Source organism: Candidatus Methylopumilus planktonicus (assembly GCF_000981505.1).
Taxonomy (GTDB): Bacteria; Pseudomonadota; Gammaproteobacteria; order Burkholderiales; family Methylophilaceae; genus Methylopumilus; species Methylopumilus planktonicus.
Genome location: NZ_LN827929.1, coordinates 1,265,395 through 1,287,402, shown reverse-complemented (window position 1 = coordinate 1,287,402; position 22,008 = coordinate 1,265,395). Strand labels below are relative to the sequence as shown.

Below are 22,008 nucleotides of genomic sequence, written 5' to 3'. Positions count from 1 at the left end.
TTTTTATGTAACCGTAGTTTACGAACAATTACTTGTTCATTACGTACATAGTTACTTCAAAGCCAAAACGCATTTCTGTAGCTGCTGGAGTTGTCCACATAATATTTCTCCTATAAGAGTTAAACGATCTGCATTCAAGATGCATTAGAGAAACTATAGGCTGCATCTATATTAAATACACGGAACAGGTAATGAATTAGACCTCATGATTTTCATGATAGGGCCATGATATTGGCGACATTAATATCTAGGGCTTTTGGTGTATCAATGAAGGTAATAGGGTTCATCGATCTCCAGACAAGGTAGATGGGGGTATCTGTAATTTTGAATTCATTACGATCAATGATGTCACCATGACTATCGAATATCTTAGCAGAGAAGATATCTTCAATATGATAAAAATTTTCTGGATTTAAAGTTTTATCATCTCGCGCCCATATCGCATGCATTTGCTCTCTCTCATTTTTAAAGTGATGAATTTCAAAAGATGCATCATGAAATAAAGAACCCAGATAAGTCATGCCCTCCATACGATCCACTAGAAATAGAATACCTTCGGCATTTTTGTAGGGCACGTATAGCTTAGTGAGTCGGCCTGAGGCAGTCAGTAAAGAAATCGCTCGCAGTGTGTAAGAAGTAATTTCATGACGCTTTAATTCAATTGTTCCATAAATGGTTTTGATGTTAAAACTTTCCGCAATTCTTTGAATGAGCGCTAATTTTTTTATGAGATTGAATCTAAAAAGTTTACCTAATTTGGGGATTAAGAAATTTGAATAAATAAGCTCAGGCTCTTTATCCATTTCGTTGGTTAAATTAATCGTGTGAATATCAGGTAGTTGATATTTGTCTTTTAAAAGCTTAAATACCATGTCATTAAAGAAAGGGCTAAACGAGGGGATGGAAGGGCCTGCGACTTTAATCTTTTTTAGTCTCGCAATATTAAACGTCATGGTCCAAATATTTAAGAACATATGTAATGCTTTCCGAGTAAAGCTCGTCATCTCAATTTCAATCGATGCAATATGAGCTTGATAGCCTAATAATGTAAGGTCTAAAAGCTCCCGCCATTCTAGATAGATATCTTCCTCGTTTATTAGTACCAGTTTGAGATTAAATTTAATATCATTTCCAATGAGGTCATCCATAAACGTCGCACTAAATTCACTGATACGATTGGATGGAATAAGAAGTGTCACATCTCTTATTTTATGCTGACGACACATTTCAACAGCACCTATGGGGTCTTCAATTAAATCTTCAATGGTAAGGCTTAATCCAAAAAAGCGATTCGGGATTTTATGGTTTTTTGGTGGAATGTGCCCGTGATTAAAAAAAAGCTTGGGGCTTAAAATAAGTAAACAAGCATTTCTAAGAAATGCGTGATTGAAAAAAGAAAACTTTTTAAACATGGGCTCTATTATAACTTTAAGCGATTAAATTTTATGGATAAAAAAAGGGCGCTATAAAGCGCCCTTGAGAAGTCACTACTTCCAGGATATTTTAGTTATGGTAAGCCGTTTCGCCATGACTTGATGTATCTAAACCTTCTCTTTCAGCGTCAGGTTTGACTCGCAATCCCATGGTCGCATCGATAACTTTAAAAAGTATATAACTTACAATCCCTGACCAGAGAACTGTAACGCCGACCGCGATAGCCTGGATATATACTTGATCTGACATGGTTATACCTTCGGCAAATCCAACACCACCTAGATCAGGTGACATAAAAATGCCTGTGCCGATTGCACCTACGATTCCACCTACACCGTGAACGCCAAATACGTCGAGTGAGTCATCGTAGCCTAATGCATTTTTAAGCCATGTGACGGCATAGAAACAGACAATACTTGCAATAAAGCCGAGTGCAATTGCCCCCATAGGACCCACGAAAGCGCATGCTGGGGTGATCGCTACCAGTCCAGCTATGGCACCTGATGCACCACCAAGCATTGATGGCTTTCCTCGAGTTAACCATTCAATAAAGACCCAACCAAGCACAGCTGCTGCGGTAGCAATTTGAGTATTAATTAAAACTAAACCTGCTGTGCCATCAGCTGCGAGTTCACTGCCTACGTTAAAGCCAAACCAACCCACCCAAAGTAATGACGCGCCAATCATAGTCATTACCAAGTTATGAGGGGGCATTGCTTCTTTTCCGTAGCCAATTCTTTTGCCAATAACGATAGCACCGACAAGCGCGGCTATACCCGCATTGATATGAACGACAGTACCACCGGCAAAGTCTTTTGCACCAAGCGTTGCAAGAACACCACCACCCCAAACCATATGAGCAACGGGCAGATAAACTACTGTGACCCATAACACCATAAAGACGAGTAATGAAGAAAATTTAATGCGCTCTGCAAATGCACCCACGATCAACGCGGGTGTAAGTGCGGCAAAAGTTAATTGGAAAGTAGAGAAAATAAATTCTGGAATGGTTCCAGATAATGTGTCTGTTCCAATCCCTTTTAGAAATATTTTACTTAAGCCACCAATGTAATCGTTATAAGCCCCACCATCTGAAAAGGCTAAAGAGTAACCATAAACCACCCAAATAATAGAGATTAACGAGAATGTAACAAACACTTGCATCAAAACAGACAACATATTTTTTGATCGAACGAGGCCACCATAAAATAAAGCAATGCCTGGAATGGACATCATGATCACAAGGACGGTTGCGACGATCATCCAAGCCGTATTGCCCTCACTTAATACAGGCGCAGGTTCGGAGGCTTCACCTGCAGCAGCAGGAGTTACATCTGGCGATGTTTCTGCAAGCATTATTGGCTCGGCTGCAGAAAAAGTAGACGTAGCATCTAAATTTTCAGCGGCAAAACCCACATTTAAATTTAATAGGCTTAAGCATAGAATGCTCATAAACGATAATATTAATAATATTTTTTTCATAATTGTTTCCTCTGATTAAAGAGCGTCCTCCCCGGCTTCACCGGTTCGTATGCGATAAACTTCTTCGAGTTCCATCACAAAAATTTTGCCGTCACCAATTTTGCCGGTAAGTGCTGATTTTTGAATCGCTTCAACTGCGCGTTTGAGTAATTTATTTGGGATAGCTGCTTCGATTTTTACTTTAGGTAAAAAGTCGATGACGTATTCGGCGCCGCGATAAAGTTCCGTATGGCCTTTTTGACGACCAAATCCTTTGACTTCGGTCACTGTGATTCCCTGAACTCCAATGGAGGAGAGAGCTTCACGAACTTCATCTAGCTTAAACGGCTTGATGATTGCTGTTACAAATTTCATGTTAATTCCCCTTGAGGTTTAAAAAAATTAAGAAAGGGCCTTGGCCTTAGGTCTTTGTCTTAACAATTACTTTTAGAACGTTTTTTGAACAAAGACTGTGCCAGTACTATCGCCAATATTTTTATTAGCATAAGTCCAATTGGCTGCAGCATTTGCGGTACTTATATTTGTATCAGTATAGAAAGCACCGATATTTACGCCCCCATCAAATCCTTTTGTGAGCCCAACTTTCCAGTCCGTATAACTTGCATCAGGACTTGAGTAACTGGCTCTGGCTTGATTAAATTCTTGACGACCTACATGAAGGAGGGCTGTAATTCCAGTATCTGCAAGCGGGATATTTGCATTAAGTTCAGCGTAATAAGTTCCTCTCTCATCATCCCCATTCGTTCCAGCGTTATATTTTTTGCCAAATCCCCAGGCATCTTTTGAAACTACACCAGAAATTTTTGCTTGAAGCCAACCATAGCTAAGAGCGCCATATAACTCTGTCGTATTGGCCTTATCAAAACCAACATTTCTTGCGCCAGGGTAATAATACTGAAGTGCACCTAAATCAATACCAATCCCTTGAACCTCAGTTTTAAATCCACCATAGAGATCAATTTCTAAGCTCCCACCTGAGCTGTAAACTGGGGCTAAACTTGTTCCCGCATTATCTCTGAGCCAGCTGACGTTGGAAGCCCAGCCACCAATATAGAGACCGCTTTTATGACTTACATCAAAACCACCTTGAAGCGCTGGTTTGTTATTTGTTTGGGTTAAGCCACGGAAAATGTATTGACTAAAAAGTCCTACATTATATGAAGCCGTAAAATCAGATGCAGGTGCAGCGTCAGCTGCAAAAACAAATGAAGGCGCTGCAAGAGCCCCTAAGACTGCTGTTGTAATAAGCCATTTACGCATTTTAAAACTCCCTTAAGTAAAAATTTCCTGAAAATAATGTGATTAGTTATTTTTATATTCACACAATAATATAAGCAATTACCGTGCCAACTTACTTATTATATTAAAATCAATGAGTTAGTAAATACCACCTTAGATAGCAATAGGTCTGTATGCACTTAATGTGCCTTTAAATCTGATAAACTCTTGAATCATAAGGAAATTTATCATGCTAAATAATGAAAAATTAAACGAAATATCTAATAAAATCAGAGAGATAGTGAAAGATTCACCCTTGCCTGATATTGAAAAGAATATCGATGCACTATTAAAGGGCATGTTCACTAAAATGGAGCTTGTAACTCGAGAAGAGTTTGATGTTCAAACGGAAGTCTTAAAGCGTACCCGTCAAAAATTAGAAGAGTTAGAAAAGAAACTATACGAGATTGAGGCGCGTAAAAAATAATGACCTTTTGGGTTCTTGTTACACTCTATGCATATCAGATATGCGTAACACATCTTTAAAAAATTAATGTCACAGGACTTCATGACTGATCAAGAAAAAATATTAAGAAAGCTTTTGGCTGAGCGAATTCTATTTATGGATGGTGCCATGGGGACCATGATTCAACAACATAAACTCACGGAAGAGGATTATCGCGGGGGTAGTGATGGTCGTTTTGCAAAATTTTCAGCGCCAAAAGGACAGCGAGAATTATTCCTTAAAGGCAACAACGAGTTATTGAGCCTCACTCAACCTCAAATCATTCAAAGTATTCACGAAGCTTATTTAGAAGCAGGCTCTGACATTATTGAAACTAATACTTTTGGTGCAACAGAAATAGCGCAAGACGATTATTCAATGTCAGATTTAGCCTATGAAATGAATGTGGCATCAGCCAAATTAGCGCGCCAAGCGGTGGAAAAATTTTCAACTCAAGATAGACCGAGATTTGTAGCAGGTGCTGTTGGCCCTACCCCTAAAACTGCATCGATCTCACCCGATGTAAATGATCCTGGAGTGCGTAATATTACATTTGAAGAATTAAAAAATAGTTATCTTAATCAAGTGAAAGCCTTGGTTGAAGGTGGCGTTGACATTCTTTTAGTTGAAACGATTTTTGATACCTTGAATTGCAAAGCTGCTCTTTTTGCAATCGAAACATATTTTGAAGAAAACAAATTACGTTTGCCGATTATGTTATCTGGCACAGTAACAGATGCGTCAGGTCGTATTTTATCAGGACAAACAGTGGAAGCTTTTTGGAATTCAGTGCGACATGCAAAGCCTTTGACGATCGGTTTAAACTGCGCGTTAGGGGCGGCACTCATGCGGCCATACGCTGAAGAATTGTCTAAAATTGCAGACACTTATACTTGTATTTATCCCAATGCAGGCTTACCCAATCCTATGTCAGATACAGGTTTTGATGAAACCCCCAAAGATACTTCATCCTTACTTAAAGATTTTGCGATGAGTGGTTTTGTCAATATTGCAGGAGGATGTTGCGGCACAACGCCTGAGCATATCAAGGCAATTGTGGATGAAATACAAAATATCAAACCTCGCGAAATTCCAAACGTGGAAAGTGTGACTAGACTTTCAGGGCTCGAATCATTCTTAATTAGAGATGATTCCTTATTTGTGAATGTGGGTGAACGAACGAATGTGACAGGCTCAAAGGTATTTGCAAATTTAATCATTAATGAAAAATATGATGAGGCGCTATCAGTAGCGCGACAGCAAGTGGAAAATGGTGCACAAATCATTGATATCAATATGGATGAGGGCATGCTTGATGCATTAAAAGCCATGAGGTATTTTTTAAATTTGGTCGCCTCTGAACCTGACATAGCCAGGATTCCCATCATGATTGATTCATCCAAGTGGGAAGTCATTGAAGCAGGATTGCGTTGTGTACAAGGCAAAGCAATTGTTAATTCAATTTCACTAAAAGAAGGTGAGACTGAATTTATTCGTCAAGCACAATTATGTCAACGCTACGGTGCGGCAGTGATCGTTATGGCATTTGATGAAAAAGGTCAGGCTGATACATACCAAAGAAAGATAGAAATTTGTAAACATGGTTATGACTTATTAACATCAAAGATACATTTTCTTCCTGAGGATATAATTTTTGATCCCAATATCTTCGCTGTTGCAACAGGCATTGAGGAACATAATAATTATGCGGTTGATTTTATTAACGCTACGAGATGGATTAAAGAAAATCTTCCACATGCAAAAATTTCAGGCGGTGTATCCAACGTCAGTTTTAGCTTTAGAGGGAATGATGCAGCTCGCGAGGCGATTCACACAGTTTTCTTATATCATGCAATCAAAGCTGGGTTATCTATGGGGATTGTCAATGCAGGCATGATGGGTGTCTATGACGATCTAGATCCTGAACTTAAAGAGCGTGTTGAGGACGTTGTGCTTAATCGAAGACTCGATGCTACAGATAGAATGATCGAAATTGCCGGCACCTTAAAAGGGGGTAAAAAAGAAGTTCAAACACTCAACTGGCGAGGGACAGATACTGAACCAATGAGTAACCATAAAAGACTTGAATATGCGCTGGTCCACGGCATTACTGATTTTATTTTAGAGGATACTGAAGAAGCGCGATTAGAAACAATACAAAAAGAAGGGAGACCTATTCATGTCATTGAAGGCCCATTAATGGATGGTATGAATGTGGTTGGCGATTTGTTTGCCCAAGGTAAAATGTTTTTACCGCAAGTGGTTAAATCTGCGAGAGTGATGAAGCAAGCCGTCGCTCATTTAGTGCCTTTTATTGAAGAAGAAAAAAAATTAGAAGAAAAAAGAACCGGAGTCGTTTCAAAACCTAAAGGCAAAATGCTCATTGCCACAGTGAAAGGTGACGTGCATGACATCGGTAAAAATATTGTATCAGTAGTTTTGCAATGTAATAACTTCGAAGTCATTAATATGGGTGTGATGGTGCCATGCACAGAAATTTTAGAGATGGCTAAAAAAGAGAATGTTGACATTATTGGTTTGTCTGGACTTATTACGCCATCATTGGAAGAAATGACACATGTCGCAAAAGAAATGCAGCGAGACCCTCACTTTAGAGGGTTAAAAACGCCACTTCTTATAGGGGGTGCTACAACCTCACGAGCTCACACCGCGGTAAAGATTGCGCCTCATTATGATGGCCCAGTCATTTACGTGCCTGATGCATCAAGATCTGTAGCAATCATGCAATCTCTTTTAACGCCTGAACAAAAAGATCAATATATTCTTGATATTGAAAAAGATTATGCACGCGCACGCGAACAACATGCCAATAAAAAAGGTGTGAAATTATTATCGCTTGAAGAAGCAAGACTTAATAAATCAAAACTTCAATTTGATAAAACATATACACCTAAAGTACCAAAATTTATTGGTAAACGTGCATTTAAAAATATTGATCTCAATTTAATTGCACCTTATATCGATTGGAGCCCATTCTTTCAGACTTGGGATTTGGTTGGCTTTTATCCGGCGATATTAAATGATCCTATTGTGGGGAAAAGTGCGACACAAGTTTTCAATGAAGCACAAACTATGCTCACAAAACTCATCAATAATCGAGCGCTCATGGCTAATGGTGTGGTGGCTTTTTATCCAGCTAATAGTGTTGATGATGACATCGAAATTTATGAAGATGAGTCACGCACTAAAAATTTATTTACATACTATGGCTTAAGACAGCAATCTGAAAAACCCACAGTAAATAATGAACAAAAACCCAATCAGTGCTTATCAGATTTTATTGCGCCTAAATCCTCAGGTATAAAAGATTACATCGGTGTCTTCGCAGTGACGAGTGGGTTAGGCATGGAAAAATATGAAAAAGAATTTCAAACTAAAAATGATGATTACAGTAGTATTATGTTTAAATCCTTAGCTGACCGTTTAGCTGAAGCATTTGCTGAGTATATGCATGAGCGAGTAAGAAAAGATTTGTGGGGTTATGCAGCAGAAGAAAATTTAGATAAAGAAGGCCTTGTTAAAGAAGCTTATAAGGGTATTCGTCCTGCACCTGGTTATCCTTCATGTCCAGATCATACGGTTAAAAAAGACATTTTTACGCATCTAAGATTAGATGAAATCGATATGCATCTTACCGATTCATTCGCGATGACACCTGCTGCTTCCGTGTCAGGTTTTTATTTTGCACATCCAGAAGCGCAATATTTTAGCGTTGATAAAATTGGGGATGACCAATTAAAAGATATGGCTAAGCGTCGCGATGTATCGATTGAATATTTAAAAAAATGGTTGGCACCTAATTTATCATAAAAAAAATGCACATTCATATCCTAGGTATTTGCGGAACATTTATGGGTGGTATAGCATCCTTAGCCAAAGCTTCAGGGTATCGAGTAACAGGTTGCGATACGAATGTCTATCCACCTATGAGCACTCAATTACAAAGTATTGGCATTGAACTCATCGAAGGTTTTGATAAAAAACAAACTGCATTAAAGCCAGATCTCTATGTAATTGGTAATGTGGTATCACGTGGCAATCCTTTGATGGAAGAAATTATGAATCAAGGCTTGCCTTATATATCAGGACCGCAATGGCTTTATGAGGCGATTCTAAAGGACAAATGGGTACTTGCAGTTGCAGGGACACATGGTAAAACAACCACAACATCCATGCTTGCCTGGATTTTAGAATTTAATGGTTATGCACCAGGATTTCTTATTGGTGGCGTACCACTCAATTTTGATGGTTCAGCTCGTTTACCGCAAAAAAATAAATCGAATGAAACCTCACCCTTCTTTGTGATTGAAGCAGATGAATATGACACAGCTTTTTTTGATAAACGCTCTAAGTTTGTTCATTATCACCCAAAGACTGCGATATTAAATAATCTTGAATATGATCATGCAGATATTTTTCCTGATCTTCATGCGATTGAAACTCAATTTCATCATATGGTGCGTATGGTACCCGGTATCGGACGCGTCATTATTAATGATGAAGAAGACAGTTTAAAAAGAGTGATTGAAAAAGGTTGCTGGTCTGAAAAAGTTTATATCGGGAGTAAGCAAGGCTTATCAGTTGGTAAAGTTAATCAAGATCAGTCTTTTGAAGTCTTAAATCTTGGTAAATTGATAGGTGCTTTATCTTGGGATCTTTTAGGCCATCATAATCGTATGAATGCATTAGCCGCGATTGCGGCTTCTCACCACGTCGGTGTTTCGTTAGAAGATGCGATAGAAGCGTTACAAACATTTAAAAATGTAAAACGTAGAATGGAATGTATCGGTAAAAAAAATGGTATTACAATTTATGATGATTTTGCTCATCATCCAGCAGCGATATCAACAACCCTCGCAGGATTACGAGCTAAAGTTGGCAAAGCGAGAATTATTGCAGTCCTAGAGCCAAGATCTAATACAATGAAATTAGGCACGATGAAAAGCGCGCTACCCGAAAGTTTAAAAGATGCAGATCAAGTATTTTGTTATGGTGAGAAATTAACTTGGAATGCCGAAGAAGCTTTAGCACCTATAAAAAATAAATCATTTGTAGGACAAGACATGCAAATTTTTGTTGAAGCTATTTTAAAAGAGACTAAACCAGGAGACCATATACTTGTGATGAGTAATGGCAGTTTTAACGATATTCATCAAACCCTATTAAAGGGATTGTTTTAATCTATGTCTATGGATGAAAGTATCTATAAGAATAATATTCTTAAGCTTTCAATTCTTTTATCCTTTATGCTCCATTTCCTTGCGATCCAACTCATACATTTTAAGCCTATAAAACCATTTCAAAATAAGTTTTCTCAGATTGAAGTTATTTTAACAAACTCTAAAGATAACTATCAAACAGATGCAGATGTTCTAGCGCAAAGTAATTCTGATAAGGGGGGTAACACAGAAAAAGATATTCATAAAAAAACACCACTACCAACTGTCACTGAAAATAAAAATACTTTTCAGTTAAATAATCGTGGCAATCAAGCAGTTGAAGGAAGAGCTTCAAGTTTGTCACAAGAAAAAATTGTAAAAAAAGACGTTCAAGTATTGAATGAGCCTAAAGCAGTTCAGCAGCCTAAAGAGTCAAAAGTTATCAATAAATCAATTAGCAAGGAAGATGTTCTAGCAAGTGCGAGTGAAATTAGTGCATCAGATGCAGCACTTTCAAATCAAATCTCTAATTTTGAAAAACAACCTAGACGAAAATATATTGGTGCTCGTACCAAAGAATATAAATATGCGCTTTATGCCGAAGCATGGAGGCAAAAAGTAGAAACTTTAGGTAATATGAATTATCCAGAAGAGGCTCGTGAAAAGAAATTTTCAGGCCAACTAAGGATGACGGTTTCTTTAAAGCCTGATGGAAGAATTGATAATATTGAGATTAATCAAAGTTCAGGATTTAAAATTCTAGATGAAGCCGCTAAAAAAATTGTGGAACTAGGTGCTCCCTATGCAACATTTCCTGAAGATATTCGAAAAGAAGTTGATATACTTAGCATTACAAGAACATGGACTTTCACGAAAGATGAACATTTGTCATCCCAATAAATGAATTATTACAAATATCATATTTTCTTTTGTCTAAATCAGCGCGAGGATGGTGAGGCGTGTTGCTCTGACAAAGGGGCTGAAAATATGTTCATGTATATGAAAGCAAAAATTAAATCGTTTGATCTTAATGGTGAATCAAAAGTGAGAATTAATCGAGCAGGCTGTTTTGATAGATGTGGTGAAGGACCTTTGCTTGTAATTTACCCGGAAGCTACTTGGTATCGCTTTATAGATGAGGAAGATATCGACGAAATTATCAAAAGCCACATTCAGCAAGGGAAAATAGTAACGCGCTTATTGGCCTAAGGATTGGCTTAATAATTGAATCAAGTCTTTTTTTTCTTTTGTTGATATAGCTTGATGCATGCCTTCTCTTAACTTTTCTCCCCAATGTGAATTTGGAAAGTGCGGGTCCTCTTTAAATCGAGGAATAACATGCCAGTGAATGTGGGGCGTTTTATTGCCTAAGCTTGCTAAGTTAATTTTTTCAGGGCTAAAGATTTTTTTTAAAACCTCTTCTACTTTAAATACGCAGCGCATGACTTTAAATTGAAGCGCCTCATCCAAATCTGTCATTTCTTTTGTATGACTAATCAATTCAACACGACAGTAACCTCTGTAATCTTGATGGTCTAAAAGAACAACGCGAATGATGTTGTCGCTCCAGATGATTTCACCCTCAATAAGATTACAAATCGTACATGAGGTCATTTATGACACCTGAAGCATACGATCGAGGGTAAGTTTAGCTAACTTCGCCTCATCTTCAGGCACCTTAATAATATTAACCGGCTCATTATTTACAATATTTTCTAAACACCATGCAAGATGTTGAGGGTCAATTCGCGCCATAGTTGAACATTCACAAATGACATGCGACATGAATTGCACAAGTTTGTCTTCAGCTTTCATTTGATTTGCAAGGCGATTGACTAAATTAAGTTCAGTACCTACCAACCATTTAGTACCCTTAGGAGACTCTGTGACAGTTTTTAAAATATATTCAGTCGATCCCACATAATCCGAATGAGCACAAACTTCAAAGGGGCATTCAGGGTGAGAGATTACTTTGCCATCCGGATGCTCTTGTCTAAAGCGCTCAATGTTTTGAAGGCGAAACATTTGATGCACTGCACAATGACCTTTCCATAAAAAGATCTTAGCTTTTTTAATCTCTGCCTCAGTGAGACCTCCAAGTGGGAGATCTGGATCCCATACAGGCATCTCATCTAAGGGGATACCCATTTTGTGACCACTCCAACGACCTAGATTTTGATCTGGAAAAAATAAAACTTTTGCACGTTGTTTAAATGACCATTCAATAATTTTTGTTGCATTCGTTGAAGTACAAACGATACCCCCATGTTCACCACAAAAAGCTTTAAGGTCGGCTGCAGAATTAATATAAGTGACAGGAGTGACAACCTCGTCAAATGAAAGTACTTTTGAAAGCTCTCGGTAGCTTCTTTCTACTTTGCTTAAATTTGCCATGTCTGCCATTGAGCAACCTGCAGCTAAGTCTGGAAGAATCGTCAATTGGTCAGGTCTTGATAAAATATTAGCGACTTCTGCCATAAAGTGCACACCTAAAAACACAATATATTTAGCGTCAAGCGACTCAACAACACGAGAAAGTTTAAGGGAGTCACCCGTATAGTCTGCATGTCTATAAACAGACTCATGCTGATAGTGATGACCTAAAATAACTAAATTTTTGCCAAGTTTATTTTTAGCTGTAATAATTCTTTGTTGGCAATCTTCATCGCTGATAGATTCAAACGTATTAAATTTTATTTGAGCAAGTTGCATAGGCCATCTATTTTACAGTTTTAGTTGATGAATTTCGGCTAATTTTTTAATGGCCTCAACATTAGTCCAAGAGAAAACTTTATCCATAGCTTCTTTCCAATCTACCCATAGGTATTGAACATGCTCATGCTCTGATAGTTTAATTGGAATGACAGATGGAAGTTTAAGACCAAAAATATGTTCTGTATTGTGCGTGATATCTGGGGCATAACGATATCGCCAATGGGCATAAATTTCATAGACGTGAGATAGGTGCCAATCTTCGAGCAAGTATTGATTTGTATTGACACCAGTTTCTTCAAAAACCTCTCTTGCTGCAGCCTCTATTGGTGTTTCATTTTCTTCCAAACTTCCTGTCACAGATTGCCAGAAGGCTCTCTTGTCAGCGCGCTCCATAAGAAGTACTTTAAAATCCTCTGTATAAATTAGCACAAGAGATGAAATAGGTTTTTTGAAAGACATGTTTAAATCTTAGGCAATTTAAAAATAATATTTTCTTCAATACCTGAAAGTTCAGTAATAGATGCTTTTGTAAGTTTTTCAATTTTATTTACAATATTTTTAACGCTTTCCTCAGGTGCGGAAGCCCCAGCAGAAATACCAATATTTTTTTTATTGAGAAGCCAAGATGATTGAAGTGAATCTTCATGATCAATCAGATAAGATTCTACCCCTTCTCTTTGGGCCAACTCTTTAAGGCGACTTGAATTAGAACTATTATTGGAGCCTACAATAATAATAAGATCGCAAAGGCCACTTATTTTCTTGACTGCATCTTGCCTATTCTGTGTGGCATAACAAATGTCATCACTTTTAGGTCCCTGAATATTTGGGTATTTGATTTTTAATGCGTCGATTATTATTTTTGTATCGTCAATTGAAAGTGTAGTTTGAGTGACATAGGCCAGTTTATCGGGACGATCAACAATCAAACTCGAGACATCTTCAATGGTTTCGATTAAATACATTTTTCGGTTTGCTTGATGTTTTTCGACTTGACCCATCGTACCTTCCACTTCAGGATGGCCTTCGTGCCCAACCATAATAATATCCATACCTTGATTAAGCATTTTGTTTACTTCTACATGGACTTTAGTAACTAATGGGCAGGTCGCATCGATAGGAATTAGTTCACGTAACTTCGCTTCCTCGCGAATGACCTTTGAAATACCATGCGCACTAAAAATCACATGTGCACCCTTCGGTACATCATTAATATCTTCTACAAAAATAGCACCCTTTATTTTCAAATCATTGATGACATATTGATTATGAACGACCTCGTGCCTCACATAGATAGGCTTCCCATATTGTATAAGCGCTTCTTCTACGATTTGTATGGCACGTTCAACACCCGCACAAAAGCCACGGGGGTTAGCTAAAAGAATATTAATTTTATCTGTCATAGGTTTATATTTTAGGGGTTTTGATAGTGACGGCCTATTATTTTATTCCTGATTGTCCATGTATAATTCGTTTTATTCAAAATAGACACATAATCCTATGAAAAATTCAGCGACCTTATTAATTACTTGCCCAGATGCTAAAGGTATTGTGGCAGCTATCGCAGATTTTTTATATCAACATAATGCAAATATTTTGCATGCTGACCAACATCAAGATGCTGAAAATAGTCTTTTCCTTATGCGGGTTGAATGGGATTTAAAAGATTTTTCTCTAGATGAAGCCTCTTTTGCGCAAGCTTTTGAGGTTATCGCTAAAACTTATAAAATGACATGGGAATTAAAGCTATCCGCAGACAAACCGCGCATGGCGATTATGGTGTCACAATACGATCATTGTTTAGCAGACTTACTTCATCGCTATAAAAATAATGAGCTTCAATGTGATATCCCCCTCATTATTAGTAATCATTTAAATGCACAAAAGCTCGCTGAATTTTATGACATTCCCTTTTTTCATATCCCTTTTGAAAAAGATAAAAAGAAAGAAGCTGAAGCGGAGCAATTTGCATTATTTGATGAATATCAAGTCGACTTCATAGTCCTTGCTCGTTATATGCAAATCTTAAGTGAAGATTTTGTAAAACGTTACCCACAATGCGTGATTAACATTCACCATTCTTTCTTACCTGCTTTTATTGGTGCCAAACCTTATCATCGAGCTTTTGAGCGGGGGGTTAAATTAATTGGGGCCACGAGTCACTATGTGACCGAAGTCTTAGATGAGGGACCGATCATTGAGCAAGATATCGATCGCATCTCACATCGCGACCAAGTAGAAGATCTCATTCAAAAAGGCAGAGATTTAGAGCGTATCGTTTTATATAAAGCAGTGCGTTGGCATATAGAGAATCGTATTCTTATTTACGGGAACAAAACTGTTATTTTTGATTAAAGCGGTAGCTTCTTTTCGAGCTTAAATAAGTCGCTCGATTTTTCACGTGTTCTAATTTCATAAAGCTTATCTTGATCTACCATGACTTCCGCTGCGCGCCCACGTGAATTGTAATTTGAACTCATACTCATGCCATAAGCTCCAGCCGACATTATACAAATAAGATCATTTTCTTTTAATGTCAAAGATCGATTTTTTGCAATAAAGTCACCACTTTCACAAACTGGACCTACAACATCAAACAATTGAGGTTTCGCATCATGTTCGCGAACCAATTTAATTGCATGATAAGCGTCATATAAAGTAGGCCTCATGAGATCATTCATGGCAGCGTCAATGATGGCAAAGTGTTTGATATCATTTTGTTTTAAATATTCTACTTTAGATAAAAGTACACCTGCGTTACCCACAAGCGCTCGACCAGGTTCGAAAATAATTTTGACATTAAGGTCTTTAATCTTATTTAAGATTTCTTTTATATAAATTTCAAAGTCAGGAGGAGATTCATCTTGGTAACAAATCCCAATACCGCCGCCAATATCAATATGACTTAAATGAATATTATTTTTTTTAAGTTGATCTACAAGAGAAAGTACGCGATCCAGTGCATCTATAAAAGGGTTAAGTTCTATAATCTGTGAGCCAATATGACAATCAATGCCTTTAATATCAATATAACTCATACTTTTTGCATCAAGATAGAGTGAAAGCGCTTGATTAAAATCGACACCAAATTTGTTGTCTTTTAATCCTGTTGAAATGTAAGGGTGAGTTTTGGCATCCACATCCGGATTGACACGAATAGAGATAGATGCCCTGATATTTATTTTCTCTGCAACTTCTTGAATGCGAATAAGTTCGCTTCTAGATTCCACATTGAAACATAATATATTCGCTTTTAAAGCGGCAACAATTTCAGATTCAGTTTTGCCTACACCTGAGAAAACAATTTTTTGTGGATCACCACCAGCATAAATGACGCGCTCAAGTTCACCGCCCGACACAATATCAAAGCCTGCACCTAAGCTTGCAAAGAGATTAAGAATCGCGATATTAGAGTTAGCTTTCACTGCAAAACATATAAGATGATCCGTCTTGAGAAGGCCTTTTTTAAAAGACTCAAAAGTTTGAATCAGCGTATTTTTGGAATAAACATAAGTGGGCGTACCAAATTCTTTCGCAATGGCTTCAAGTGAAATGCCCTCTGCAAAAAGGACACCTTGGGCAGGATGAATGAATGACGTTTGGCCCATTATTTATTTTTTCTCAGGCGCTGTATCTTGCGGATATTTTTTCTCAGGAATATATAAACCTCCTTTGGTGCCACATCCGACTAAGTTTAGAAGCATGAAGATGCTTATATAAATACATAGATATTTTTTCATGATGACTATACCTTTTTTGACTTTGTTTATTTTAGCATTTTCTAGATGTGTTATATGGAATTGTGCTGTTTAAGTAAGTGGCATGTAATCCATCCATTGATGAATCCAAATAAAAGTGCAGCTGCACTATAAATAGGGATCAAATAATAGATGCTGGCATGGGGGATAAGCCATAAACGAACAAGAATAAGCTGACCTGCAATGTGAGCAAAAGAAGAGAGAATGGAAAGGCTTAGGGGACTGAAAATTTTAGAGGGTAATTTAATACCAAAATATAAAGTCAAAAGACTAAGGATTGATCCAGTTAGGCTCAACATAAAGGTAGGACTTAAAAACTGTCCTAATATGAGACTTGTTGCAAAGACTCTTATGATACTGACCCACATCGCTGTTTTAAAACTAAAACGATATAAGGCATAAAGCGTGATGATATTAGCTATGCCTGGCTTTACACCTGGCATGGGGGATGGCAATACCGATTCAATCAGGCTAAGACCAATGGCAATCGCACTTAGTTGAGCAATTTGATGATCAAGCAAAGTCGTTTTAATTTTAATAATTGAGCGAGTCATAAGCTTTCGTTTTGCCTAAAATTTCAATGCTTATTTCATTCGGGATACAAATCAGTATTTGTCCTGTGAAACGAATCCAGCCTTGTTGAACACAATATTGATTTTTACATGGAGCAGACTTAAAGCGAGCCTGACCATTTTTAATTTCAATCATGCTTTCACCTTCCCTACCTGCTAGGCTAATTTTTTTATCTTGAAATAGACTGAAGTTTCCATATGTTTTCCCTTGAAAGTTCACTTGCACAACACTGCCTGTTTCAAAATGCCAGAAAGTCTTAAATGCAAAAATAATAAAGACAAGACTTACTAAAATAACAAGACTATCGCCAAGAAAAAATTTAGAGCGTAATTTCAATTTGATTATTTTTTTGAGTATTGGGATTTAAGAATTGAATTTTATCTGCCATCGCCTTTGTCATTGATATGTGTTTATCTTCAATAATTAAGTAGTGATAGATTCGAAGTTTTTTTGCTATATCTTTTCTATCTTCTTTTTTACTGATAAATAGTGGTTTAGATAATACATCCGATAAAGTACCAGCATTTTGAGAGGGCTCTATCAGGACTGTCGCAGAATAAACACCTTGGACCGGGTACCCTGTAAATGGGTGGATAAGGTGACAATAGCGTTTGCCATCATTTATAAAATACCGTTGATAGTCGCCTGATGTCCCGATAGCCCACCCGTCAAGTAAATCAACTTTTGCAATCGCTTGCGCGCCTCTAGGGTCTTGAATGCCAACACGCCAAGGTTTATTACCATGTTGGCCAATTGCCATAATATTGCCACCAATATTTATAAGCGCATTTTTAATATGATGCTCATGAATAATTTTACTTGCTTGGTCAAGCGCATATCCTTTTGCATATCCACCAAGATCAATTTTTACGTGAGGATTTGTGCTCTTAATGGTTGATCCTGAAATGTGAAGTTGGTCTAGCGAGGGACCTCTTGCAACAAGGTTTTTTATTTTCAATTGATTAGGATGCATTGAATTAAATTCATTTTGATGAAATCCCCAATAATTGATGAGCTCACCTATGGCTGGATTAAAGAGATGGTTTGAAGCCCTTTCTAGTTCTCTCGCATTTTTGATGATTTCAATAAGTTCTGAAGAGGCATTTTTGTAAGGCTTATTTTTTGAGATAGACTCGTTGAGATCAGTAAGATCACTTTTTTCCCAAGCATGAAGAGAGTTATGAAGCCTTGTAAATTCCTCAAGAACAGCTTTGGTGACTTTTTCTGCTTTTTTTTCATCTTCACCGTAAATAGAAATGTCTACAATGGTTCCAAATACATAATGTTTAGATTGGTATAAGGATGGATTAGAACAAGACTGAAGAAAAGAAAAGCCTAAAACTATAAAAAAAAACTTAATGAAGCGCATTAATAATAAGTTCTGCAGGATTTTGTTTTGTCTGTTCAAAAAGTTCCACAATACCGGTAGGGCTTGTTACATTGATTTCTGTTAAAAAATCACCAATAACATCAATCCCCACAAAATGAAGCCCCTCGCTTAATAGTTTTTTACCTACAATCATGGCAATTTCTTCATCTCTTTTTGATAAAGCTTGTGCGACGCCTTGGCCCCCTGATGCTAAATTACCGCGTGTTTCGCCTTCCATAGGAATTCGAGCCAATGCATAAGGGAAAGGTTTTCCTTCAATAATGACGATACGTTTATCACCTAATTTAATTTCTGGAATATATTGCTGGGCCATAATCATTTGATGGCCATGGTTGGTCATGATTTCTAAAATTACATTAAGATTTTTTTCAAACTCACTGACGCGGAAAATATTTTTGCCACCCATGCCGTCAAGGGGTTTTAAAATGATATCGCCATGATCTTTAAAAAACTGCTTCACAATCTCTGAATTGGCTGTGACTAAAGTTTTAGGTATGAGATCACCAAACTGGAGTATAGATATTTTTTCATTCCAACTTCTAATAGAAGAAGGGTTATTAAATACCTTCACATTTGATTTTTTAGCAATATCTAACAAGAAAGTCGTATGAAGATAAGCCTGGTCAACTGGCGGATCTTTTCTCATAAAGAGCGCATTAAAAAATGAAACAGGATGAGTTTCATAAGTTTTTGCATGATTCGGAAAAATATTTACATCAAAGTGATGCGTTCTACAGAATAATTGGTTGGCATCAATATATAAGTCATGTTGCAAACAAAAATAAACTTCATGATTTTGTTTAACAGCCTCTTTCATTAAGGCAAAGGTTGAATCCTTCTTTAAATGAAGAGACTGTGGTGGGTCGATGATAAAGAGAATAGGCAACATTACTGATTTATTGGATCATGAGTTTCGAGTTCAATGGACGCTGCAAGAAGCGCTAATCTTGCGATTACACCATAAGCATAAAATCGATTGGGCGTTGAAAGGGGCGACTCATCTATCTCAGGCGTCGAGCACGAAGTTTCAAAGGCTAAAGGGACGAAATGCATACCAGGTGCATTAAGATTTTCATCTTTGCCTCGTGTGGTATGCACACGATAAAAACCACCAATAACAAAATGGTCTATCATATAGACGACAGGCTCTGCGACAGCTTCGTTAATACATTCTTCAGAATAGACGCCTTCTTGAATAATCACTTCTGAAACTTCCAAGCCCTCTTTCACAACAGACATTTTATTACGGGATTTTCGATTTAAATTTCTTAATTCGTCCCCATGTTTCACTGTCATGATGCCCATACCATAAGTGCCAGCATCCGCCTTAACAATCACAAATGGCTCATGCTCAATTTTGTATTCTTTATATTTTGATTGTATTTTATTTAAAATTTGCTCTACTTTTATCGCAAGCTCATCTTCGCCTTGTCTTGCATGAAAATCAATACCACTTGCTTGATCAAAATAAGGGTTTATGAGCCAGGGATCTACCTTAATAAATTCAGCAAATGATTTCACGACCTCATCGTAAGCTTTAAAATGCTGAGATTTTCTGCGTGATGACCATCCTGCATGAAGAGGGGGTATTAAATTTTGTTCAATATTTTTTAATACATCAGGAATACCGGCAGACAAATCATTATTTAATAATATGGCACATGCATCGAAATTACCGAGCGTCTTATTTTCAAGTACTAGCCTATTTTTGATGCGTTTTAAAGGCTCAATAAGTAAAGACCTATTATTTTCAACTGCAATTGTTGTTGGTTCAGAAATTGTTGTATCTAGACTACCAATGCGTACATCAAGACCTGATTTTCTTAATATATTTTGTAATTCAAATAAATTTTTTAAATAATAAATATTGCGTGTGTGATTTTCAGGAATAATTAAAAGGCGATGAGCTTCAGGGCATACTTTTTCAATTGCCACCATCGCTGCTTGAACAGAAAGTGATAAAAAATCTGGATTTAAATTATTAAAACCCCCTGGGAAAAGATTAGTGTCCACAGGCGCTAATTTAAATCCTGCATTTCTTAAGTCAATAGATGCATAAAAGGGAGCTGCGTGCTCTAACCATTGAATGCGAAACCAATGTTCAATGTTTGCCATTTCATGAATGAGATGTTTTTCTAATGAAAGAAGTGGTCCTGTGAGTGCGGTTTTTAAATGAGGAACCATTTAGTTGTGGGCCTCATGCGCTTGCAGATCTGCGTGATAGCTACTTCTCACCATAGGGGCACTTGCTACCGATAAAAATACCATGCGTTCCGCTTCTTCTTTTAAAGCATCAAATTCTTTTGGATCGACGTAACGATCAACAGGCAGATGATGAACGCTTGGTTGTAAATATTGCCCAAGGGTTAGCATTTCAACTTTGTGAGCTCGCAAATCCTTCATCACTTCAATGATTTCAGTATTTGTTTCACCCAGCCCTAGCATAAGACCTGACTTCGTTGGTATGTCAGGAAACTTTATTTTAAAATTTAATAGCAAATTAAGTGAGTGCTGATAATCTGAGCCTGGGCGTGCTTTTTTATACAGCCGTGGAATGGTCTCAAGGTTGTGATTAAACACATCAGGTGGCATCAAGCTTAAAATATCAAGCGCTTTATCAAGGCGGCCTCGAAAGTCAGGTACTAAAATTTCTATTTTAGTGTTGGGAGAAATGCTACGAATCTCTTTAATGCAATCGACAAAATGTTGTGCTCCGCCATCTCGTAAATCATCACGATCTACACTGGTAATCACTACATATTTCAAATTGAGCTCTTGAATGGTTTGGGCTAATTTTTTGGGCTCATCCGGATCAGGTGGCAATGGTCTTCCATGGCCGACATCACAAAATGGGCAGCGTCTTGTGCAAAGATCGCCGAGAATCATAAATGTAGCAGTACCTTGACTAAAGCATTCGCCGATATTGGGGCAACTGGCTTCTTCGCATACGCTATGAAGATTATTTTTTCTTAAAATTGATTTAATTTCATTAAATCGCTGACTTTGAGGCAGCTGCATTTTGATCCAATGCGGTTTGGCTTTGAGAGGAGCTTCAATAATTTTGATAGGGTTTTTAGACGTTTTCTCAAAATTAATTTCTTTGACACCTATGGGTTTTGAAGTATGAGGTTTTATCATTTTAAATTGAGTAGCTGATGTTTAATATCGTTCGCAATTTCGAAACCTATCGCTTCAACCGATACATCATTTGTAAATGTTTTTAATTGTGTCATTTGTAAGTTTTTAAAACCACAAGGATCAATCGCTTCAAAAGGCGACAAATCCATATCAATATTCATGCTCAAACCATGATATGAAGCATGATTTTTGATACGCAATCCCAATGAGGCAATTTTTTTATTTTCAATATAGACTCCAGGAGCTTCTATTTTAGCACTGGCTTTGATATCGCGACGGGATAAAAAACTCACAATACTTTTTTCGATTAAAGTCACAAAGGTTCTGATTGTGAGTTGGTAACGTTCAAGATCGATAAGGGGGTAGATAATGAGCTGACCTCTGCCGTGATAAGTAATTTTTCCACCTCGATCAACAGGGAGAACTGCAATATCAGTTCTTAAGGGTTTGTTAAAATCTTTTCGATTTAAACCTACTGTATAAATAGCCTCATGTTCTGTAATCCATATTTCATCTTGCGTAGAGGCAGCTCTGTTGGAAGTAAAAACTTTCATTTTATTCCATGTAGATTCGTAAGGTGTGATACCGAGATATTTCACATCGATTGACATAAAT

The 22,008-nt window shown here is 37.3% G+C and carries 24 protein-coding genes; 6 read left to right on the top strand and 18 right to left on the bottom strand.

From position 1 onward, the window contains the following. Positions 1 to 28 precede the first annotated feature (28 nt). The 5 genes from pqqA to BN1208_RS06735 all read right to left on the bottom strand — a co-directional run bounded on the left by pqqA (position 29) and on the right by BN1208_RS06735 (position 4,176). On the bottom strand, positions 29 to 100 hold the full coding sequence (pqqA, locus tag BN1208_RS07225; protein WP_012777389.1) for a pyrroloquinoline quinone precursor peptide PqqA: 72 nt from the start codon (positions 98 to 100) through the stop codon (positions 29 to 31). Between the two features lie 112 nt (positions 101 to 212). Continuing rightward, positions 213 to 1,412, bottom strand: a complete 1,200-nt coding sequence (locus tag BN1208_RS06750) for a hypothetical protein (RefSeq protein ID WP_046489009.1) — start codon at positions 1,410 to 1,412, stop codon at positions 213 to 215. A gap of 91 nt (positions 1,413 to 1,503) precedes the next feature. Further along, positions 1,504 to 2,916: an ammonium transporter gene (locus BN1208_RS06745; RefSeq protein ID WP_046489008.1), complete on the bottom strand. Its 1,413-nt coding sequence runs from the start codon at positions 2,914 to 2,916 to the stop codon at positions 1,504 to 1,506. Positions 2,917 to 2,931: 15 nt separating this feature from the next. Further along, entirely contained in the window at positions 2,932 to 3,270 is a 339-nt protein-coding gene (locus tag BN1208_RS06740; RefSeq protein WP_046489006.1) for a P-II family nitrogen regulator, read from the bottom strand. A 72-nt stretch (positions 3,271 to 3,342) separates the two neighbouring features. Next, on the bottom strand, positions 3,343 to 4,176 hold the full coding sequence (locus BN1208_RS06735) for a TorF family putative porin (RefSeq protein WP_046489004.1): 834 nt from the start codon (positions 4,174 to 4,176) through the stop codon (positions 3,343 to 3,345). Between the two features lie 208 nt (positions 4,177 to 4,384). Here BN1208_RS06735 and BN1208_RS06730 point away from each other — a divergent pair, with 208 nt between their 5' ends. From BN1208_RS06730 to BN1208_RS06710, 5 genes are all read left to right on the top strand, one after another. Next, positions 4,385 to 4,621 (top strand): accessory factor UbiK family protein, encoded by a 237-nt coding sequence (locus tag BN1208_RS06730; RefSeq protein WP_046489001.1) that lies wholly within the window; start codon positions 4,385 to 4,387, stop codon positions 4,619 to 4,621. Between the two features lie 81 nt (positions 4,622 to 4,702). Continuing rightward, positions 4,703 to 8,470 (top strand): methionine synthase, encoded by a 3,768-nt coding sequence (metH, locus tag BN1208_RS06725; protein ID WP_420885847.1) that lies wholly within the window; start codon positions 4,703 to 4,705, stop codon positions 8,468 to 8,470. Positions 8,471 to 8,475: 5 nt separating this feature from the next. Then, positions 8,476 to 9,840, top strand: a complete 1,365-nt coding sequence (gene mpl / locus BN1208_RS06720) for a UDP-N-acetylmuramate:L-alanyl-gamma-D-glutamyl-meso-diaminopimelate ligase (RefSeq protein ID WP_046488999.1) — start codon at positions 8,476 to 8,478, stop codon at positions 9,838 to 9,840. A gap of 9 nt (positions 9,841 to 9,849) precedes the next feature. Next, complete coding sequence (locus BN1208_RS06715) at positions 9,850 to 10,719, top strand: energy transducer TonB (RefSeq protein WP_046488997.1); 870 nt, start codon at positions 9,850 to 9,852, stop codon at positions 10,717 to 10,719. Then, positions 10,720 to 11,028 (top strand): (2Fe-2S) ferredoxin domain-containing protein, encoded by a 309-nt coding sequence (locus tag BN1208_RS06710; RefSeq protein ID WP_046488994.1) that lies wholly within the window; start codon positions 10,720 to 10,722, stop codon positions 11,026 to 11,028. It abuts the gene before it with no gap. On the opposite strand, the gene BN1208_RS06705 is transcribed toward BN1208_RS06710, so the two are convergent. Genes BN1208_RS06705 through ispH form a run of 4 tightly spaced genes read right to left on the bottom strand, consistent with a single transcriptional unit; the run spans position 11,017 to position 13,937 of the window. Then, the gene (locus BN1208_RS06705) at positions 11,017 to 11,433 is read right to left on the bottom strand and encodes an HIT family protein (RefSeq protein ID WP_046488992.1); all 417 of its coding nucleotides are present in this window, start codon (positions 11,431 to 11,433) and stop codon (positions 11,017 to 11,019) included. The two genes, BN1208_RS06710 and BN1208_RS06705, sit on opposite strands and share 12 nt — an antisense overlap. Next, entirely contained in the window at positions 11,434 to 12,531 is a 1,098-nt protein-coding gene (nadA, locus tag BN1208_RS06700) for a quinolinate synthase NadA (RefSeq protein WP_046488990.1), read from the bottom strand. 12 nt (positions 12,532 to 12,543) lie between these two features. Continuing rightward, a complete protein-coding gene (nudB, locus tag BN1208_RS06695) occupies positions 12,544 to 12,993 on the bottom strand; it encodes a dihydroneopterin triphosphate diphosphatase (RefSeq protein WP_046488988.1) in 450 nt (149 codons plus the stop codon). Positions 12,994 to 12,995: 2 nt separating this feature from the next. Further along, the gene (ispH, locus tag BN1208_RS06690) at positions 12,996 to 13,937 is read right to left on the bottom strand and encodes a 4-hydroxy-3-methylbut-2-enyl diphosphate reductase (protein WP_046488986.1); all 942 of its coding nucleotides are present in this window, start codon (positions 13,935 to 13,937) and stop codon (positions 12,996 to 12,998) included. A gap of 97 nt (positions 13,938 to 14,034) precedes the next feature. Here ispH and purU point away from each other — a divergent pair, with 97 nt between their 5' ends. Next, the gene (gene purU, locus BN1208_RS06685) at positions 14,035 to 14,889 is read left to right on the top strand and encodes a formyltetrahydrofolate deformylase (protein ID WP_046488984.1); all 855 of its coding nucleotides are present in this window, start codon (positions 14,035 to 14,037) and stop codon (positions 14,887 to 14,889) included. Here the strand turns inward: purU and lysA are convergent. The 9 genes from lysA to lipB are packed head-to-tail and all read right to left on the bottom strand — an operon-like array spanning position 14,886 to position 22,004. Next, positions 14,886 to 16,142 (bottom strand): diaminopimelate decarboxylase, encoded by a 1,257-nt coding sequence (gene lysA / locus BN1208_RS06680; protein WP_046488981.1) that lies wholly within the window; start codon positions 16,140 to 16,142, stop codon positions 14,886 to 14,888. The genes purU and lysA overlap by 4 nt on opposite strands. A 3-nt stretch (positions 16,143 to 16,145) precedes the next feature. After that, complete coding sequence (gene lptM, locus BN1208_RS07400) at positions 16,146 to 16,274, bottom strand: LPS translocon maturation chaperone LptM (RefSeq protein WP_223260026.1); 129 nt, start codon at positions 16,272 to 16,274, stop codon at positions 16,146 to 16,148. 50 nt (positions 16,275 to 16,324) lie between these two features. After that, entirely contained in the window at positions 16,325 to 16,846 is a 522-nt protein-coding gene (locus BN1208_RS06675; protein WP_046488980.1) for a Gx transporter family protein, read from the bottom strand. Then, positions 16,827 to 17,201, bottom strand: coding sequence for a NusG domain II-containing protein (locus BN1208_RS06670; RefSeq protein ID WP_052734666.1), 375 nt, complete (start codon positions 17,199 to 17,201; stop codon positions 16,827 to 16,829). The genes BN1208_RS06675 and BN1208_RS06670 overlap by 20 nt, the downstream gene beginning before the upstream one ends. After that, entirely contained in the window at positions 17,185 to 18,234 is a 1,050-nt protein-coding gene (locus tag BN1208_RS06665) for an FAD:protein FMN transferase (protein ID WP_052734665.1), read from the bottom strand. The genes BN1208_RS06670 and BN1208_RS06665 overlap by 17 nt, the downstream gene beginning before the upstream one ends. Continuing rightward, entirely contained in the window at positions 18,221 to 19,144 is a 924-nt protein-coding gene (gene gshB / locus BN1208_RS06660; RefSeq protein WP_046488976.1) for a glutathione synthase, read from the bottom strand. The genes BN1208_RS06665 and gshB overlap by 14 nt, the downstream gene beginning before the upstream one ends. After that, a complete protein-coding gene (gene gshA / locus BN1208_RS06655; protein ID WP_046488974.1) occupies positions 19,144 to 20,439 on the bottom strand; it encodes a glutamate--cysteine ligase in 1,296 nt (431 codons plus the stop codon). Before gshA ends, gshB begins: the two co-directional genes overlap by 1 nt. After that, a complete protein-coding gene (gene lipA, locus BN1208_RS06650) occupies positions 20,440 to 21,393 on the bottom strand; it encodes a lipoyl synthase (protein ID WP_046488972.1) in 954 nt (317 codons plus the stop codon). After that, positions 21,390 to 22,004, bottom strand: a complete 615-nt coding sequence (gene lipB, locus BN1208_RS06645; RefSeq protein WP_046488970.1) for a lipoyl(octanoyl) transferase LipB — start codon at positions 22,002 to 22,004, stop codon at positions 21,390 to 21,392. Before lipB ends, lipA begins: the two co-directional genes overlap by 4 nt. Positions 22,005 to 22,008 lie beyond the last annotated feature (4 nt).

Coding starts and splice junctions, on each gene's coding strand:
- BN1208_RS06750 (WP_046489009.1), bottom strand. CDS start 1,412: ATGTTTAAAAAGTTTTCTTTTTTCAATCACGCATTTCTTAGAAATGCT.
- BN1208_RS06745 (WP_046489008.1), bottom strand. CDS start 2,916: ATGAAAAAAATATTATTAATATTATCGTTTATGAGCATTCTATGCTTA.
- BN1208_RS06740 (WP_046489006.1), bottom strand. CDS start 3,270: ATGAAATTTGTAACAGCAATCATCAAGCCGTTTAAGCTAGATGAAGTT.
- BN1208_RS06735 (WP_046489004.1), bottom strand. CDS start 4,176: ATGCGTAAATGGCTTATTACAACAGCAGTCTTAGGGGCTCTTGCAGCG.
- BN1208_RS06730 (WP_046489001.1), top strand. CDS start 4,385: ATGCTAAATAATGAAAAATTAAACGAAATATCTAATAAAATCAGAGAG.
- metH (WP_420885847.1), top strand. CDS start 4,703: ATGACTGATCAAGAAAAAATATTAAGAAAGCTTTTGGCTGAGCGAATT.
- mpl (WP_046488999.1), top strand. CDS start 8,476: ATGCACATTCATATCCTAGGTATTTGCGGAACATTTATGGGTGGTATA.
- BN1208_RS06715 (WP_046488997.1), top strand. CDS start 9,850: ATGGATGAAAGTATCTATAAGAATAATATTCTTAAGCTTTCAATTCTT.
- BN1208_RS06710 (WP_046488994.1), top strand. CDS start 10,720: ATGAATTATTACAAATATCATATTTTCTTTTGTCTAAATCAGCGCGAG.
- BN1208_RS06705 (WP_046488992.1), bottom strand. CDS start 11,433: ATGACCTCATGTACGATTTGTAATCTTATTGAGGGTGAAATCATCTGG.
- nadA (WP_046488990.1), bottom strand. CDS start 12,531: ATGCAACTTGCTCAAATAAAATTTAATACGTTTGAATCTATCAGCGAT.
- nudB (WP_046488988.1), bottom strand. CDS start 12,993: ATGTCTTTCAAAAAACCTATTTCATCTCTTGTGCTAATTTATACAGAG.
- ispH (WP_046488986.1), bottom strand. CDS start 13,937: ATGACAGATAAAATTAATATTCTTTTAGCTAACCCCCGTGGCTTTTGT.
- purU (WP_046488984.1), top strand. CDS start 14,035: ATGAAAAATTCAGCGACCTTATTAATTACTTGCCCAGATGCTAAAGGT.
- lysA (WP_046488981.1), bottom strand. CDS start 16,142: ATGGGCCAAACGTCATTCATTCATCCTGCCCAAGGTGTCCTTTTTGCA.
- lptM (WP_223260026.1), bottom strand. CDS start 16,274: ATGAAAAAATATCTATGTATTTATATAAGCATCTTCATGCTTCTAAAC.
- BN1208_RS06675 (WP_046488980.1), bottom strand. CDS start 16,846: ATGACTCGCTCAATTATTAAAATTAAAACGACTTTGCTTGATCATCAA.
- BN1208_RS06665 (WP_052734665.1), bottom strand. CDS start 18,234: ATGCGCTTCATTAAGTTTTTTTTTATAGTTTTAGGCTTTTCTTTTCTT.
- gshB (WP_046488976.1), bottom strand. CDS start 19,144: ATGTTGCCTATTCTCTTTATCATCGACCCACCACAGTCTCTTCATTTA.
- gshA (WP_046488974.1), bottom strand. CDS start 20,439: ATGGTTCCTCATTTAAAAACCGCACTCACAGGACCACTTCTTTCATTA.
- lipA (WP_046488972.1), bottom strand. CDS start 21,393: ATGATAAAACCTCATACTTCAAAACCCATAGGTGTCAAAGAAATTAAT.
- lipB (WP_046488970.1), bottom strand. CDS start 22,004: ATGTCAATCGATGTGAAATATCTCGGTATCACACCTTACGAATCTACA.